The sequence below is a fragment of the Sinorhizobium fredii USDA 205 genome, from assembly GCF_001461695.1.
Taxonomy (GTDB): Bacteria; Pseudomonadota; Alphaproteobacteria; order Rhizobiales; family Rhizobiaceae; genus Sinorhizobium; species Sinorhizobium fredii.
Genome location: NZ_AUTC01000055.1, coordinates 130,647 through 146,628, shown reverse-complemented (window position 1 = coordinate 146,628; position 15,982 = coordinate 130,647). Strand labels below are relative to the sequence as shown.

Below are 15,982 nucleotides of genomic sequence, written 5' to 3'. Positions count from 1 at the left end.
CCTCGCGCTCATTCCGCGGCAGCTTTGAAATTGTTGCGCGCCAAGGCCGAGCATTCGGCCATGACGGCGGATGCGCGCGCTATCGGGTTCGTCAAATAGAAGTCTTTGACCGGAGACGCAAACACGGATTTGGCCATCTCACCGGCTTTTTGGGCCAGTGCGGCAATTTCGTCGCTGCTTCCAGCGGCAATGCCGTCGACCTCTGCGAAATGCGGATGGGCGGCACAGAGCTTCGCGCGCAATTCGCCAAGCGAATCAAATGGCAGCTTGCGGCCGAGCACATCGGAAAGCGCCCGGATGATCGCCCAATCCTCGCGCGCGTCGCCCGGCGCGAAGCCGGCGCGGTTGCCGAACTGGACGCGGCCTTCGGTATTGACCCAGGTGCCGGACTTTTCCGTATAGGCCGCGCCGGGGAGGATGACGTCCGCCGCATGCGCGCCGTTGTCACCGTGCGAGCCGATATAGACGGTGAAGCCCTTCCTTGCAGAAAGGTCGATCTCGTCGGCGCCGAGCAGGAAGAGCACGTCCGTGCCGTCGATCATGCCGGCGGCGGATTTGCCGCCCGTGCCGGGCACGAAGCCGAGATCAAGGCCGCCCACGCGTGACGCCGCGGTATGAAGAACGGCGAAGCCGTTCCACTCCGCGCCGGCCGCGCCAACGGCGACGGCGAGCTTGGCGGCATTGGCGAGAACGGCGGAACCGCCCTCCCCTGCGATGGCGCCCTGGCCGACGATGATCAGCGGCCGCTCGGCCTTCTTGAGCGTCTCGAAGAACTTGCCTTTGCCGGCAACGAGCTCTGCAAGCGTCTCCGTACCGGCACCGAGATATTCATACTCGTAGCGCAGTTCGCCGCGCTCGCCGATAACGGCAATCGGGAATATGCCCATGCGATAGCGCTTGCGGATGCGTGCATTGAGGACCGAAGCCTCGAAGCGCGGGTTGGAACCGATGATGAGCAGCGCGTCGGCGCTCTCGATCCCCTGGATCGTCGGATTGAAGAGGTAGCTGGCGCGGCCGAGCGACGGATCGAGCGCTGCGCCATCCTGGCGGCAGTCGACGTTCTCGGAGCCGAGCGAGGCGATCAGTTCCTTCAGGGCGTACATTTCCTCGACGGATGCGAGGTCGCCGGCGATCGCACCGATCTTGTCGGCCGAGGTCTTGGCGACAGCAGCCTTGATCGCCTGGAAGGCCTCGCTCCAGGTGGCCGACCGCAGGCGTCCATCCTTCCTGACATAGGGCCGGTCGAGACGCTGCGTCTTCAGCCCGTCCCAGATGAAGCGGCTCTTGTCGGAGATCCACTCTTCGTTGATCTCCTCGTTGACGCGCGGCATGACGCGCATCACCTCGCGACCACGCGTGTCGACGCGGATCGCCGAGCCGACCGCATCCATGACGTCGATCGATTCGGTCTTGTTGAGCTCCCACGGACGGGCGGTGAAGGCGAAGGGCTTCGAGGTCAGCGCGCCGACCGGGCAAAGGTCCACGACGTTGCCTTGCAGCTCCGAGGTCATCGCCTGTTCGAGATAGGTGGTGATTTCCGCATCTTCGCCGCGGCCGATCAAGCCGAGCTCGGCAATGCCCGCCACTTCCGTCGTGAAGCGGACGCAGCGCGTGCAGTGGATGCAGCGGTTCATCACCGTCTTGACGAGCGGGCCGATATACTTGTCCTCGACGGCGCGCTTGTTCTCCTGGTAGCGCGAGCTGTCGATGCCGAAGGCCATCGCCTGGTCCTGCAGGTCGCATTCGCCGCCCTGGTCGCAGATCGGGCAATCGAGCGGATGGTTGATCAGCAGGAATTCCATGACGCCTTCGCGGGCCTTCTTGACCATCGGCGTCGTCGTGAAGACTTCCGGCGCTTCGCCATTCGGGCCGGGACGCAGGTCGCGCACGCCCATGGCGCAGGAGGCGGCCGGCTTGGGTGGGCCACCCTTCACCTCGATCAGACACATACGGCAATTGCCGGCAACCGAAAGCCGCTCGTGGAAACAGAAGCGCGGAACCTCGGCGCCAGCCTCTTCGCAGGCCTGAAGCAGCGTGAAATGATCCGGGACCTCGATCTCTTTTCCGTCGACTTTCAGCTTTGCCATCTTCGTACTCAATCCTGTCTTCCGTCCGGCTGCCTTCCGTGGCGCCGGCCAATTCCTTCACGGCTCTTCCGCTCTCGTGACGACCGGGCAGCCGTCACGTCATTTGTCGCGCATCAGCGCCTTTGCCTGTCCGATCCAATCGTCCCGCAGGATGCGACCACTGAGAGCCAACTCGGCGTCGATCCGCGCAACATCCGCCTCGCTCAGGCCGGCGATGTCGGCGAAGCGGCGAAGGCCACGGTCATTCAGCACCTGCACGAGCTTCGGGCCGATGCCGGAAATCCGCTTCAGATCGTCACTGGCGCGGCCTTTCGACTTCGCTGCGACGGGCTTCCCGGCGACGCGCGCCTTCGGCTTCGCGACGGCGGCCGGCGCGGGCCGAGCCTCTTGGGCCGTCGGTTCGGGCCTCGCTTCGCGGGCTGCCGGCGTTGGCGAAGCCTCCGGGCTTACAGGCTCGGGCTTTTCGACGACCGGGGCCGGCTCGACAAGCGCCTCCGGTTCGAGCCCGGCGACGCCTTTCTGCAGGGCACTCGCAGCCCCCTGCATGGCGCCGAACATGACGCCTGCGAAGTGGCTCGACAGGCCGAAGCCGATCGCCGTCGCCGCCGCTACGGCAGCCATGGGATTGGCCATCAGCGGAACAGCCGGCATGCCCTTCATCCATTCGGCCATGCCGAATGGATCGGCAGAGCCGGCACCCAGGGGCCGCGCGAAAGGAATGACTGCGCCCGCGTTCATGCCCTGTTCTTCGTTGCGCGTCCCGGCCATTGCTCGTTACTCCGCTGCTTCCAACACCGCGCCGTGCGGCGTGGCATTGCGGGTGTATTCGTCGATCCGCTGTTCCATCTCCGGACGGAAATGCTTGATGAGACCCTGGATCGGCCAGGCGGCCGCATCGCCGAGCGCACAGATCGTGTGGCCTTCGACCTGCTTCGTCACGTCGAAGAGCATGTCGATCTCACGCTTCTGGGCGCGGCCCTGCACCATGCGCTCCATGACGCGCATCATCCAGCCGGTGCCTTCGCGGCACGGCGTGCACTGGCCGCAGCTTTCGTGCTTGTAGAAGGCGGAAAGCCGCCAGATCGCCTTGATGATGTCGGTCGACTTGTCCATGACGATGACGGCGGCCGTTCCGAGGCCCGAGCCGAGCTCGCGCAGGCCGTCATAGTCCATGATGGCGTCCTTCATCTGCGCGCCGGGCACGCAGGGAACCGACGAACCGCCGGGAATGACCGCGAGCAGGTTGTCCCAGCCGCCGCGGATGCCGCCGCAATGCTTGTCGATCAGTTCATGGAACGGGATCGACATCGCGTCCTCGACCGTGCACGGCCGATTGACATGGCCGGAAACCGAATAAAGCTTGGTGCCGTGATTGTTGGGGCGGCCGAAGCTGCTGTACCAGCCGGCGCCGCGCCGCAGAATGGTCGGCGTGACGGCGATCGATTCGACGTTGTTGACCGTCGTCGGGCAGCCGTAGAGGCCCATGTTCGCCGGGAACGGCGGCTTCAGGCGCGGCTGGCCCTTCTTGCCCTCGAGGCTTTCGAGCAGAGCGGTTTCCTCGCCGCAGATGTAGGCGCCGGCGCCGTGATGGACGAAGACGTCGATGTCGTAGCCGAGCTTGTTGTTCTTGCCGAGCAGGCCGTATTCGTAGCACTCGTCGATCGCCGCCTGCAGCGCTTCGCGCTCGCGGATGAACTCGCCGCGCACATAGATATAGGCGGTGTGCGCGGCCATGGCGAAGCTTGCAATTACGCAGCCCTCGATCAGCGTATGCGGATCGTGGCGCATGATGTCGCGGTCCTTGCAGGTGCCGGGCTCCGACTCGTCGGCATTGACGACGAGGTAGTGCGGGCGGCCGTCGCTTTCCTTCGGCATGAAGGACCACTTGAGGCCGGTCGGGAAGCCGGCACCGCCGCGACCGCGAAGGCCCGAAGCCTTCACCTCGTTGATGATCCAGTCGCGGCCCTTCTCGAGCAGCTCCTTGGTGCCGTCCCAGTGGCCGCGCGCCATCGCGCCCTTGAGCGACTTGTCCTTGAGGCCGTAGATATTGGTAAAGATGCGATCTTCATCTCTCAGCATGGTATCACCTCTTTACCGCGGCTTCTTCGCCGGCTTGGACTTGTCGGCCGTCTCGCCTTCGATCTTGGCGTTCTTCGCCGCCGCCTTCCTGGCCGTCGCCGGAGTCTTCAGCGCCGGGTTGGTGACGTCTGCGTCGGTCTTCGGCTTGGCGGCGTTCGACGGCGGCACGCTCACAGCCTGTTCATCCTTGGCCTTGCTGGCGCGGGCCGGCGCCTTCGTCTTTTGCGGCGCTTCCACGAGCTGCAGCGTCGTCAGCCCACCGGCCGGCGCGGAATAGATGCGGTCGATCTGGGGGCCCGGCTCGACTTCAGCGCCCTTGCCTGCGTCGAAGCCGTCGATGATCTCTTCGAGCCGCTCGGGCGTCAGGTCCTCATAAGAGTCCTTGAAGATCATCACCATCGGCGCGTTGACGCAGGCGCCCTGACATTCGACCTCTTCCCAGGAGAGCGTCCCGCTCTCGTTCAGCGTGAAGGGATCGGCGGCAATCTTCTTCTTGCAGACCTTGATCAGGTCTTCGGCGCCGCGCAGCATGCAGGGCGTCGTGCCGCAGACCTGCACATGGGCGCGCGATCCGACCGGCTTCAGCTGGAACTGCGTGTAGAAGGTCGCCACTTCGAGGGCGCGGATATAGGCCATGCCGAGCATGTCGGCGATCGACTCGATGGCGGCCCTCGTCACCCAGCCGTCCTGTTCCTGGGCGCGCATCAGCAGCGGAATGACCGCCGATTGCTCGCGGCCTTTCGGATACTTGTTGATCGTTGCCTCAGCCCAGGCGGCGTTCTCCTTGCTGAAAGCAAAGGCCGCTGGCTGGACAGTGTCTTCGGCTAGTCGACGAACGGACATTCTAGTGGACACCTTATCAATTAATCGAACCGCACCGCGATTTCGTCAGCGTGACGAATTCGCAGGCATAGGCTGACTGGTCTTTCTGCATAAACACGATGTAACGCGTGCCGTTGGCGACGGCTGCCTTGATCTCGTATCCCTTCGACAGGAGCGTGGCCATCGAACCGCCATGCAGTCCCGACGAGGATGTGCTGCCGACATCCTCCTGGGCGACGGCAGCCGGGCTGAGCGCGAGAAAACCGAGAACGGCAAGCGGCGCCAGACGCATCAGCGATCCACCTCGCCGAACACGATATCGAGGGAGCCCAGCACGGCCGAGACGTCGGCAAGCTGGTGTCCGCGACAGAGGAAATCCATGGCCTGCAGATGCGCATAGCCCGGCGCGCGGATCTTGCAGCGGTAAGGCTTGTTGGTGCCGTCGGAGACCAGAAACACGCCGAATTCGCCCTTCGGCGCCTCGACCGCGGCATAGACCTCGCCGGCCGGCACGTGATAGCCCTCGGTATAGAGCTTGAAGTGATGGATCAGCGCTTCCATCGACCGCTTCATCTCACCGCGCTTCGGCGGCACGATCTTGCCGTCGAGCGAGGAAACCGGCCCGACTTTCGCATCGCCCAGCAGGCGGTCGACGCATTGGCGCATGATCAAGGCAGACTGCCGCATCTCGATCATGCGGATCAGATAGCGGTCGTAGCAGTCGCCGTTCTTGCCGATCGGAATGTCGAACTGCAGGTCGGAATAGCATTCATAAGGCTGCGCACGGCGCAGATCCCAGGCAGCGCCCGAGCCGCGCACCATGACGCCCGAGAAGCCCCAGGCCCAGGCGTCCTCCAGCTTGACGACGCCGATATCGACGTTGCGCTGCTTGAATATCCGGTTGCCGGTCAGGAGCTCGTCGATGTCGTCGACGGTCTTCAGGAACGGATCGATCCACTTGCCGATATCCTCGACCAGCTCATGCGGCAGATCCTGATGCACGCCGCCCGGACGAATATAGGCCGAATGCATGCGCGCGCCACAGGCCCGCTCATAGAACACCATGAGCTTCTCGCGCTCCTCGAAGCCCCAGAGCGGCGGCGTCAGCGCGCCGACGTCCATCGCCTGGGTGGTGACGTTCAAGAGGTGCGACAGGATACGGCCGATTTCCGAATAGAGGACGCGGATGAGCTGGCCGCGGATCGGCACTTCCGTACCGGTCAATCTTTCAACGGCAAGCGCGAAGGCGTGCTCCTGGTTCATCGGCGCGACGTAGTCGAGCCGGTCGAAATAAGGTATCGCCTGCAGGTAGGTCTTCGCCTCGATCAGCTTCTCGGTGCCGCGGTGCAGCAGGCCGATATGCGGATCGACGCGCTCGACGATCTCGCCGTCGAGCTCCAGCACGAGCCGGAGAACGCCGTGCGCCGCCGGGTGCTGCGGGCCGAAGTTGATGTTGAAGTTGCGGACGTTGTGTTCGGTCATACCGATTGCTCCAGGCCGGATGGCGTCCTCAACGGATCGCCACGGACCGACTTATCTCTTCGCCTTTTCGTCGCCGGGCAGGACGTAGTCCGTGCCTTCCCAGGGCGAGAGAAAATCGAAATTGCGAAATTCCTGCCTCAACTCGACGGGCTCATAGACCACGCGCTTGACTTCATCGTCGTAGCGAACCTCGACGAAGCCGGTCATCGGGAAGTCCTTGCGCAGCGGATAGCCCTCGAAACCGTAGTCGGTGAGGATGCGGCGCAGGTCCGGATGGCCGGTGAAGAGAATGCCGTACATGTCGTAGGCTTCACGCTCGAACCAATCGGCGCCCGGGTAGACGGAGGTTGCCGACGGCACGGGCTCGCCGTCAGCGGTCGCCACCTTGACGCGGACGCGCAGGTTCTGGCGCGGCGACAGCAGGTGGTAGACGACGTCGAAGCGATCCGGCCGCTGCGGATAGTCGACGCCGCAGACATCGATAAAGCTGATGAACCCACACCGCGCGTCGTCGCGCAGGAATGTCAGCAACTCGATGACCTTCTCGGCCGTCGCCGTCAGCGTCAGCTCGCCATACTTGATCGCAGCATCGGCGATCAGCGATCCGCGCGCTTCGCGAAGGTAGGTCGCAAGCTCGTTCAGGGCTTCACTCATTGAAAAGAACCCCCTGCCTTAGCGCTCGATCGTGCCGGTCCGGCGAATCTTCTTCTGCAGCAGAAGCACGCCATAGAGCAGCGCTTCTGCCGTGGGAGGACAGCCTGGCACATAGATATCGACGGGTACGACGCGGTCGCAGCCGCGCACCACCGAATAGGAATAGTGATAGTAGCCGCCGCCATTGGCGCAGGAGCCCATCGAGATGACGTAGCGCGGCTCGGGCATCTGGTCGTAGACCTTGCGCAGCGCCGGCGCCATCTTGTTGGTCAGCGTCCCGGCAACGATCATGACGTCGGACTGGCGCGGCGAGGCGCGCGGCGCAAAACCGAAACGCTCGGCGTCGTAACGCGGCATGGACATCTGCATCATCTCGACGGCGCAGCAGGCGAGACCGAAGGTCATCCACATCAGCGAGCCGGTGCGCGCCCAGTTGATCAGCTCATCGGTCGAGGTGACGAGGAAGCCCTTGTCGGCGAGCTCGTTGTTGATCTCGCCGAAGAATGCGTCATTGCTGCCGATCGGCTTGCCGGTGGCGGGATCGATGATGCCCTTCGGCTGCGGCGCAACGAGCGTGGTGCCGGATGCTAGTTCCATTCCAGCGCTCCCTTTTTCCATTCATAGATAAAGCCGACCGTCAGCACCAGGAGGAAGACCATCATCGACCAGAAGCCGAACCAGCCCAGCTCCTTGAACGAAACCGCCCAGGGGAAGAGGAAGGCGACTTCCAGGTCGAAGATGATGAAGAGGATCGACACGAGGTAGAAGCGGATGTCGAACTTCATGCGGGCGTCGTCGAACGCATTGAAGCCGCACTCGTAGGCCGACAGCTTTTCCGAATCGGGCGCCTTGAAGGCAACTGCGAAGGGAGCGATCAGGAGTGCTAGGCCGATCACAAGAGCGATTCCAATGAAAATCGCGATCGGAACGTAGGAACCGAGAAGTTCTGTCATTGTTATCCGTCCCTGCCTGCGAAGCGCACCGGGAGAGGCGCTTGAACAACGAATGCCGCAGGCCGAAAATCATGTTGCAACGCCAGAGTGGTTAGCGCAGCCCGCGCCCATGTGCAAGCCTCGACGCGGCATTTAAACCGGTTCGAGGCGCAGGTTTGAACGGCACTTTCGCACCGTTGACACACCGAAGTAGGGAATCGTGGGAACGGACTCATCCCGCTCACGACAACTGGCCCGAGACACATTGCCGCAACGCAAAAAATGACCGCATGCTTCGATGGATGGAAGGTAAGAGAAATGGCGCGAGTGACGGGGCTCGAACCCGCGACCTCCGGCGTGACAGGCCGGCACTCTAACCGACTGAGCTACACCCGCGCATCGTGGCCATGGCTGGCCATTATCTCACCATCGACACTCTTTGAGAATGCCAATGCACCAGAAGAATGGCGCGAGTGACGGGGCTCGAACCCGCGACCTCCGGCGTGACAGGCCGGCACTCTAACCGACTGAGCTACACCCGCGCATCGTGGCCATGGCTGGCCATTATCTCACCATCGACACTCTTTGAGAATGCCAATGCACCAGAAGAGTGGCGCGAGTGACGGGGCTCGAACCCGCGACCTCCGGCGTGACAGGCCGGCACTCTAACCGACTGAGCTACACCCGCATCTCTCGAACTGGCCGGGGCACTCGCGCCCCCCGTTCATCAAAGCGGCCCTGCCGTTTCGATGAGCGGCTAACTAAGCGGTTCGCCTTGGGGTGTCAAGCGTGTTTGAAGACAAAACCGTGACGGACGGAATTTTGATCCACAGGCCATTCTTAAGAGAAAAATCTGCACAAGGCGGGACGATCGCGGGACCCCTCTCCGTCGCCCGACGCCGTCAAGGCCGCCACCTCCGGCGCGCCCCTCCCCTCCGGAGATTTGTCCACAGTGCCAGCGGTGCGCCGTCCCCGGCGCTTGGCGAGCGCCCGCAAAAAAATCAAAAAAATCGCGCAAATCCTCTTGCGGTTTTCGCCGGTAGCGCATAGATCACGCCCACCGACGCGGCGGACACCGGTTCGACACGCGAAAGGGCGATTAGCTCAGTTGGTAGAGCGCCTCGTTTACACCGAGGATGTCGGGAGTTCGAGTCTCTCATCGCCCACCATTTTTTCCATTTGAAATTGCGCGAAGCCGGAACGCTTATCCGAGACGCGCAATCTGACCTCCCATGTTGATGAGATAGCCATATCGGACACCAAGCCGGCGCTGCGTTAAGGGAATTTCCCCAACACCAACCGGGAACCCTCCGACGGGAGCAATGTGATGGCTAGCCAGAAACACCATCAGCATCTCCGCTCCGACGACAACCTGTTCAAGAAAAAAGCGCATGAACTCTTGAATCGGCGCTGTGTCCAATGGCGTCGTATCATGAATAACCGCTATGGTAGGCTCAACTAATTGAGCGTTCACGTTCAAGCTGAAGTCTGTGATCCGAAGCTGTTGCTTCGGCTTGGGATGTTCGATGCAGTGTCGCACATTCCTGATAAGCTTCCCCAAATCTGCCAGCTCTTTTGAGAAGGGCAAGAATTCGCCTTTCGCGTCCTGTGATGCCTCTAAGTGGTTTGTAAGGCCATCCAGCCATTTTCCCGATTTTCTCAGGGTGGCTTCACCATAAAAGACACAAGCGAGATTAAACACGCTTTGGATTGCGTGATCCATTTTTTGAACGAAGCTTTTGACTTGGGAGGGCAAGCCAGGAACAGACGGGAGAGATAGTCCCCTCTGTTTCGCGGTGAGGGTCTTTGCACGAACCTGCTTCAATGCCGCTTCGAACTCTTCGAAAATTTCAGTTGCTGCCACTACATCGCGCATAATTTCAAGCACGACACTAAGAGCAGCCTCGTAGTTGACGTGTTCCTGCAGACGGTCTTTCCTGAACAGTTCGGCGGCAGTCAGCAGCAATCGCTGAACCAGTTCCGACTTTGAACCCACATTGAAAATCTTCTGCACTGTGTTCGGAATATCCTCCCGCGTCCGTTGAGGATCGATATCATCTGCCAATGAGATGGCATAAACCGCGCCCTCTTTGATCGCAAAAAGCCTGCCATCAATCGTCACCATGGACACCATAGCGCCGTCGCTGTCATCTCCAACCGTCATGATGCCGGCAGACTCACGAATACGGTCAATCTTGCTTTTGCCACCATTCTGGTCTTGCATGTTCTTTAGACGACCCCTTTCTCATGAAACAACGCTGCAGTTTACGCTAGCTTAGCTGGAAACTCGCGAGCAACGTAATATTTTCCCACCCGCCAAAAAGAACGTTACCACTATACATTTTTCATTTATATATACTGCGTTATCGCTATTCACGGATCACTTTTGAGTTTCGACTCTCTCATCACCCACCATTTACTCCGAAAGCTCGAAATTGATCGCAAGCGGCAACGATCGTTGCGACGCGCCCTGCGTCCTCTTCACCCGCGATACTGCTCGTCCGTCACATGCTCCAACCAATCGACGACCTTGCCGTCGAACGCCTCCTGAATGGCGATATGCGTCATTCCGGTATCCGCGGCAGCGCCGTGCCAATGCTTTTCACCCGGCGGGAACCAGACGACATCGCCGGCGCGGATCTCGCGGAGTTCGCCGCCCCAGCTTTGCGCGAGGCCGCGGCCGGAGGTGACGATGAGGGTCTGGCCGAGCGGGTGGGTGTGCCAGGCGGTACGTGCGCCGGGTTCGAAGGTGACCGTCGCTCCGCGCACCCGCGCCGGCGCGGGCGCCTCGAAGGCAGGGTCGAGACGCACGGCGCCCTCAAAATATTCGGCCGGCCCGCGGGACGAGGGTCTCGATCCACACTCAAAGATTTCCATCTGAACCTCCTCTTGGCAAATCGCGTCGAAGCGTAGCCTGCGATGCGGGCAACAGCATGGGCACCTTATCGCTTTTCCGCGAGGTCGCTATAGCTTGTGAAGCTTAACCCCGGGACAGGCGCTGCGGGCGATGTCGCAAAGGTGCTCGTGGTGGGTGAGATAGATCACCTGGCCGACGCGCGCCATCTCGGCCATCAGAGCGAAGGCCCTACCGGCTCGGTTGTCGTCGAATGTTTCCATGATGTCGTCGGCGATGAAGGGCAGCGTCTCGCGGGCCGCCGCGACCTCGTGGTAGCCGGCCATCCGCAAGGCGAGATAGAGCTGGAAGCGCGTGCCTTTCGAGAGGTCGCCGGCGAGCTTCGAGCCGCCCGCGGCAATGTTGGCGATCAGGAATTCCTGCCCCTTGTCCGCCTGCGTCGAGAGGCCGGCATACTCGCCGCCGCTGATATGCGAGAATGTCCGCGAGGCGCGCTGCATCATGGCGCTGCGATGCCGCTCGCGAAACAGCCGCAGCGCATGTTCGGCGGCAACGACGCCAGCCTTGAGCCTCAGATAGCCGACCGCCTTGTGCTCGATGTCGAGCAGGATGGTTCGCTGCCTCTGCTCGAGTTCAGCGACCCGATCGCCGCCCTCGATCTCCGCGAGCGCCCCTTCCTTGTTTCTGACTTCCGAATGCAACTCGCTGACGTCACGATCGGTGGCATCGATCGCTTCCTCCAGCCGGGCGAGTTCGAGCCTGAGCTCCGGCTCGTCCACGCCGGCGAGCAGGGATTCGGCTTCTCCGCTGGTGGCGGCGCCGAGCCTGGTCAATAGGTCATGCTCGAGTTCAGCGGATCTCTGCCGTTGCCTCTCCTGCTCGCGCACCGCCTCCAGGCAGTGCCCGGCCTCGTCAACCGTCCCACATCCGAAGAAGTCGAAAATCACCTGCTTCATCGCCAGGTGCTGCCGCTCTTCGTTCAGCAGCGACCGAAGGTCGTCCTCCAGGCGCGCGATGCTGGCCGAGCCCTCAAGGCGGCGCTCTTCCTGGTGATGCGCGGCGGCAATGCGGTCGCGCAGCGAGGCGTAGTGCGCAAGCGGATCGCCGTCTCTCTGCTCCGCCAGTTCGCGGGCGAGATCTGCGATCGCCTCGGCAAAACCTTTCTGATCCTTGCGCATGCCGGCGATGCGATGGTCGAGCTCGCTCTTCTTCTGCATCAGCTTGTCGAAATCCTGCAGCACGGCGAGCACCGGGCCGATTTCGTGCGGCTGCGGCCGCTCCGCGCGGCCGGTAAGCCAGGTCGCGGCGAGTGCCTTGGCCCATTCCTCTTCCCAGCGGGCGATGGCGGCCTCGGCGGCGGTGAGAACCGTCTCCCGGCTTTCCAGGGCTTCGGAGGCGCGGCGAAGCTGCGCGGCAGCCGCGCTATGGGCCGCCGAGGCGCTTTGCGCATGGGAGGCGATCCGTTCTGCGATCGCGAGGAGTTCATCGAGACGATCAGGCAAATCATCCGTCACGCCGAGCCGCACCAATTCGTCCCGCAGCGCGAATGCCGCCGCCTGTTCCTCCGCAAACGCTCCGTCGCGCGTCTGGCGCGCTGCACGCAAATCGGCGCGCAACACCAGCGCTGCGGCTCGGATGGCAAGCCAAGCTTCCAGTTGCGGCACCAGCTTCACGTGGGGTAAGCCACCTGCGCTTGCGGCAGCGGCAACCGTCGCCTCCAGCCGTTGGCTCTCTTCGGACAGCGCCGTGCGCTGTGTCTCCAGCGCCTGAAGACGTGCGCGCCTTTCGGAAATGGCGAGAGCGAGGCCGCGCATCTCGGCGACCCGCTCGGCATAGGCCAGACGAAGTGCCACGGCGGCATCGTCCTCCCGCGATGCCGCCTCGAAAGCACTTGCCGTCCCCTCGTCGAGACTGGCGCGATGCAGTTGCCAGGCTTGGTCCCGCCGGCGGCGCAGCACGCCCGCCGTCGCGTCGTCCACAGCCGCGCCGTCGGCAGCGAATGCGGCGAGTCGCGCCTCATCTCCCGCCTGGCGCTCGCGCTCGTCGCCGATCCGATCGTCGAGCCGCATGCGGCGCTCGGAAAGAGCCGCCTCCTCCGCTCTCCACGTGGCGACGACGCCGGCGGCGGGAACAGGAAGCCTCGCCAGTTCATCCACATCGCCGGCGAAAGGCCGCAGGCTGTCCATTGCATCGGCAATCGCCGCCTCCAGCCGGTCGACCTCCCTGGACGCGGCCTGCTGGCGCAACAGGCAGTCGCTCTGGCGCAGCACATGCAGCCGCTCGACCAGGCGGCCTGTATCGGCGACGCCGCCTTTCAGCCGATCCAGCTCGCGCTCCCACTGGGCGCGATCGCGTCTTGCACTCTCGAGCTCCTCGCGCGCCGATGCCAGCTTTTCCGAGAGGCCGGCATGCTGGCGGACCAATTCCTGGAGCCGGGCGGCACGCGCGGTCGGCAGCACCAGCAAAACGGGATCGGGGTTGTCCGCCTCGCCGAGACGAATGAGGCAGGCACGCATCTCCGCCGTGATCCTTGCCAGTTCGTCAAGCCGCGACGGCATATCGCGGGCGGCCGTCTGGTAGCGGGCATCGAGGGCCGACTCCCGCAGCGCCTCGAACCGCCCCGTGAGCACAAGCGCCTGCTCGTCCCGCGGCAGTCCTTCGAGCTCCATCCGGCGCCGGGCCAGTTCCTCGTCCAATTGCCGAAGCCGGGTGGCGATTTCGACCTCCTGCCGTCGCAGCGCCGGAAGATCGTTCCACCACTCCTGCGGCGGAATAGGCAACTCCTGCGATCCGGCAAGCTGTTCCCGCGCATTGCGCAGCCTCGCCAGGAGCGGCAGGGCCTCGAGCTCGGCGCGCAGCCGATCCCGCCGGACACGCAGTTCGGCGCGCTGCTGTGATGCCGCATCATGGCGTTCGCGGGCTTTCGTCAGCGTCTTGCGAAGATCGGCATATTCACGCGCATTGATGTCGACCGTCTTGCGCTCCGACTTGAGGGCGTCCAGTTCCGCCTTCAGTTCCGCAAGCCGATGCTTGCGCGCCTGCGGGCGAAAGAAAGCATCCGCTTCGGCACGCAGGTTGGCGAGCACCGCGCTGCTGTCCGGCAGGCCGGAGCTTGCCGAAAACAAAAGCGAACCAAGTTCCCCCTCGCTTTTCAGGATAGCCTCGCCGCCTTCCTCGATGCTCTCGTCGTCGAGCGAGAACATCATTCGGTACGTATCCCGATCGATCGCTCCGAGGGCCGAGGAGAAGAGGTTGTCCGGCAACGGCTGCTCGTCGGGACCGACCAGGCTGTTCGCGTTGCGTTTGATCCGATAGGCGTGATGTCTCTTGCCGCCGGCTTCGACGATGCCGCCGATCCGCATCGTCTGATAGGGATGCAGGAAGCCATAGGGGCTGAGACGCTCGATGCCGAAGAGCAGGTCGAGGAACCCCGCGAACAGTGTCGATTTGCCCGCCTCGTTCGGGCCGTAGATCAGGTGAAAATCAGGCTCTTCCGGCTTTGCGGCGCCGAAATCGAGGCTCCTTCCGGTGAACTTGCCGAAGCGGACGAGATCCAGCTGTTGCAGCCGCATCAGTCGATGCCCTCGACGGCGCCGCGGCCATGAAGATGCGACAGGACATCGGCGCTTCCCGAGAGCGCTGCGTTTTCCACGAGATCATCGAGCATCCCCTCGTCGGCGGCGAGCAGGCGCCGCAGCTCGGCCGGCAGATGCGGCAGCAGTTCCTCGGCAACGGCGCGCATGTCGGCGCGGAAGGCAAAGGCCGACAACACCTCGTTCTCGACGAGCGCCGTCAGTTCGCCGATCGGATCGACAGCGATGCGGTTTGCATGCTGGCTGCAGCCTGCAAACAGGGTCTCGACCTTCTCCACCCAGCATCGGCCGAACCCGGCTGCGATATTCGCCAGTTCCCCCTGCAGAAGATCGAAATCCCGCCGCAGGCGCCAGGAAAGCGGCGTCGTCCCCGTCAGCGTGATCCGCAGGATGAGATCGGCTTCCGGCAGGCCCCTTCGAAGCAGGGCGAGATGCCGGCCAACGACATCGAGCATGTCTCGCCAGTCCGCGGTCGCCGTCAGGTCGATCGAGACCCGCTCGAACACCGCCGCGCCGACCGGCCGCTCTTCCAGTGCCACCGCGCCGTCGTCATCGATCGTGACGAGCGTGATGCCTTTCACCCCCGATTCGTTGATATCGCGGCCCTGCGGCATGCCTGGCATGACGATAGATGGTTTGACGCTGTGGACCTGCCGCTGGTGAACGTGGCCGAGGGCCCAGTAGTCGTAGCCATGGCGCTCTAGATCGGCAACGCTACAGGGCGCGTAGGGATCATGGCCCGCGGAGCCGGCGAGGCTCGTGTGCAGCATGCCGATGTTGATGGCATCGGCGACGGGGGGATGGAAATGCGGCAGCAGGCTTTCCGGCGCGTGCGGGTCGGCAAAGCTCATGCCGTGGACATGAACGGTTCTACCGTTCTCCAGCGTCTTGGCGAGAACCGGCTTGCCGCGCCCCGGAAAAACATGGACCGATGGCGGCAGCGTCAATTCGCGCGTCACCTGCGACTGGGCGTCATGGTTGCCGCGGATGATGAAAGTCCGGATGCCCGCCTCGTCGAGACGGCGAAGCTCGCCCGCGAGGAACAGCGCCGTGTTCATCGAGGTCTGATTGCCGTCATAGAGATCGCCGCGATCAGCAGCGCATCGACCCCTTCGGCAATGCAGAGATCGACGATGCGCACCAGCGCATTGCGGGTGGCGCCCCGGACGATCCCGGCAAGCTCCTCGTTTCGCAGTGCCAGGCTGCGCAAGGGCGAATCGAGATGGAGATCTGCGGTATGAACAAATCGGAAGGGCATGACCGACCATGGTCGGACCTACCAGGCTCGTCAATGGCGCTCGCGGCTACGGCCAAATCTCAGCTGTGGGTAAAGCCACATGCTTGTCCAGGCGCGACATATCTGCCCGCCGATTAGCGGATTTGTAATACCTCGCTCGGTAGTTTTCCCGGTGGAAACGCCCTTGGGCATTTCAGCACCGGAATGATTCCTGCTTCGGCATCCGCTCGGTCATGATGATC

General features: G+C 63.1%; 12 protein-coding genes, 4 tRNA genes and 1 pseudogene. 1 reads left to right on the top strand and 16 read right to left on the bottom strand.

Going from position 1 to position 15,982, the window contains the following annotated elements:
• Nucleotides 1-8: 8 nt before the first annotated feature.
• From nuoG to N181_RS07675, 12 genes are all read right to left on the bottom strand, one after another.
• Nucleotides 9-2,087 carry an NADH-quinone oxidoreductase subunit NuoG gene (gene nuoG / locus N181_RS07730; RefSeq protein ID WP_014327992.1) on the bottom strand — a complete coding sequence of 693 codons (2,079 nt, stop codon included), beginning with the start codon at nt 2,085-2,087 and terminating at the stop codon, nt 9-11.
• Nucleotides 2,088-2,186: 99 nt separating this feature from the next.
• On the bottom strand, nt 2,187-2,855 hold the full coding sequence (locus N181_RS07725; RefSeq protein ID WP_060563314.1) for an NADH:ubiquinone oxidoreductase: 669 nt from the start codon (nt 2,853-2,855) through the stop codon (nt 2,187-2,189).
• A 6-nt stretch (nt 2,856-2,861) separates the two neighbouring features.
• Complete coding sequence (gene nuoF, locus N181_RS07720; RefSeq protein WP_014327990.1) at nt 2,862-4,166, bottom strand: NADH-quinone oxidoreductase subunit NuoF; 1,305 nt, start codon at nt 4,164-4,166, stop codon at nt 2,862-2,864.
• Nucleotides 4,167-4,178: 12 nt separating this feature from the next.
• Nucleotides 4,179-5,009 (bottom strand): NADH-quinone oxidoreductase subunit NuoE, encoded by an 831-nt coding sequence (nuoE, locus tag N181_RS07715; protein WP_014327989.1) that lies wholly within the window; start codon nt 5,007-5,009, stop codon nt 4,179-4,181.
• 16 nt (nt 5,010-5,025) lie between these two features.
• A complete protein-coding gene (locus tag N181_RS07710; RefSeq protein ID WP_014327988.1) occupies nt 5,026-5,280 on the bottom strand; it encodes a hypothetical protein in 255 nt (84 codons plus the stop codon).
• Nucleotides 5,280-6,470 carry an NADH-quinone oxidoreductase subunit D gene (locus tag N181_RS07705; protein ID WP_014327987.1) on the bottom strand — a complete coding sequence of 397 codons (1,191 nt, stop codon included), beginning with the start codon at nt 6,468-6,470 and terminating at the stop codon, nt 5,280-5,282. Before N181_RS07705 ends, N181_RS07710 begins: the two co-directional genes overlap by 1 nt.
• A 51-nt stretch (nt 6,471-6,521) precedes the next feature.
• Nucleotides 6,522-7,124 carry an NADH-quinone oxidoreductase subunit C gene (locus N181_RS07700; RefSeq protein ID WP_014327986.1) on the bottom strand — a complete coding sequence of 201 codons (603 nt, stop codon included), beginning with the start codon at nt 7,122-7,124 and terminating at the stop codon, nt 6,522-6,524.
• A gap of 18 nt (nt 7,125-7,142) precedes the next feature.
• Complete coding sequence (locus N181_RS07695) at nt 7,143-7,721, bottom strand: NuoB/complex I 20 kDa subunit family protein (protein WP_012707619.1); 579 nt, start codon at nt 7,719-7,721, stop codon at nt 7,143-7,145.
• The gene (locus N181_RS07690; protein WP_014327985.1) at nt 7,712-8,077 is read right to left on the bottom strand and encodes an NADH-quinone oxidoreductase subunit A; all 366 of its coding nucleotides are present in this window, start codon (nt 8,075-8,077) and stop codon (nt 7,712-7,714) included. The genes N181_RS07695 and N181_RS07690 overlap by 10 nt, the downstream gene beginning before the upstream one ends.
• A 298-nt stretch (nt 8,078-8,375) precedes the next feature.
• Nucleotides 8,376-8,452, bottom strand: a tRNA-Asp gene (locus tag N181_RS07685).
• A 69-nt stretch (nt 8,453-8,521) separates the two neighbouring features.
• A tRNA-Asp gene (locus N181_RS07680) sits at nt 8,522-8,598 on the bottom strand.
• A 69-nt stretch (nt 8,599-8,667) separates the two neighbouring features.
• A tRNA-Asp gene (locus tag N181_RS07675) sits at nt 8,668-8,744 on the bottom strand.
• Nucleotides 8,745-9,149: 405 nt separating this feature from the next.
• On the opposite strand from N181_RS07675, the gene N181_RS07670 reads away from it, so the two are divergent.
• A tRNA-Val gene (locus N181_RS07670) sits at nt 9,150-9,225 on the top strand.
• Between the two features lie 35 nt (nt 9,226-9,260).
• Here N181_RS07670 and N181_RS07665 read toward each other — a convergent pair.
• From N181_RS07665 to N181_RS07650, 4 genes and pseudogenes are all read right to left on the bottom strand, one after another.
• Nucleotides 9,261-10,280, bottom strand: a complete 1,020-nt coding sequence (locus N181_RS07665) for a hypothetical protein (protein ID WP_037436869.1) — start codon at nt 10,278-10,280, stop codon at nt 9,261-9,263.
• Between the two features lie 257 nt (nt 10,281-10,537).
• Entirely contained in the window at nt 10,538-10,933 is a 396-nt protein-coding gene (locus N181_RS07660; protein WP_037390979.1) for a (R)-mandelonitrile lyase, read from the bottom strand.
• An 87-nt stretch (nt 10,934-11,020) separates the two neighbouring features.
• Nucleotides 11,021-14,482, bottom strand: a complete 3,462-nt coding sequence (locus tag N181_RS07655; RefSeq protein ID WP_037390981.1) for an ATP-binding protein — start codon at nt 14,480-14,482, stop codon at nt 11,021-11,023.
• Nucleotides 14,482-15,761, bottom strand: a pseudogene (locus N181_RS07650) (metallophosphoesterase family protein). Before N181_RS07650 ends, N181_RS07655 begins: the two are co-directional and overlap by 1 nt.
• Nucleotides 15,762-15,982: the final 221 nt, after the last annotated feature.

Excerpts from the sequence above, each read along its gene's own strand:
- nuoE (WP_014327989.1), bottom strand. The coding sequence starts at position 5,009 with ATGTCCGTTCGTCGACTAGCCGAAGACACTGTCCAGCCAGCGGCCTTT.
- N181_RS07695 (WP_012707619.1), bottom strand. The coding sequence starts at position 7,721 with ATGGAACTAGCATCCGGCACCACGCTCGTTGCGCCGCAGCCGAAGGGC.
- N181_RS07665 (WP_037436869.1), bottom strand. The coding sequence starts at position 10,280 with ATGCAAGACCAGAATGGTGGCAAAAGCAAGATTGACCGTATTCGTGAG.
- N181_RS07710 (WP_014327988.1), bottom strand. The coding sequence starts at position 5,280 with ATGCGTCTGGCGCCGCTTGCCGTTCTCGGTTTTCTCGCGCTCAGCCCG.
- N181_RS07690 (WP_014327985.1), bottom strand. The coding sequence starts at position 8,077 with ATGACAGAACTTCTCGGTTCCTACGTTCCGATCGCGATTTTCATTGGA.
- nuoG (WP_014327992.1), bottom strand. The coding sequence starts at position 2,087 with ATGGCAAAGCTGAAAGTCGACGGAAAAGAGATCGAGGTCCCGGATCAT.
- N181_RS07655 (WP_037390981.1), bottom strand. The coding sequence starts at position 14,482 with ATGCGGCTGCAACAGCTGGATCTCGTCCGCTTCGGCAAGTTCACCGGA.
- N181_RS07705 (WP_014327987.1), bottom strand. The coding sequence starts at position 6,470 with ATGACCGAACACAACGTCCGCAACTTCAACATCAACTTCGGCCCGCAG.
- N181_RS07700 (WP_014327986.1), bottom strand. The coding sequence starts at position 7,124 with ATGAGTGAAGCCCTGAACGAGCTTGCGACCTACCTTCGCGAAGCGCGC.
- N181_RS07725 (WP_060563314.1), bottom strand. The coding sequence starts at position 2,855 with ATGGCCGGGACGCGCAACGAAGAACAGGGCATGAACGCGGGCGCAGTC.
- nuoF (WP_014327990.1), bottom strand. The coding sequence starts at position 4,166 with ATGCTGAGAGATGAAGATCGCATCTTTACCAATATCTACGGCCTCAAG.
- N181_RS07660 (WP_037390979.1), bottom strand. The coding sequence starts at position 10,933 with ATGGAAATCTTTGAGTGTGGATCGAGACCCTCGTCCCGCGGGCCGGCC.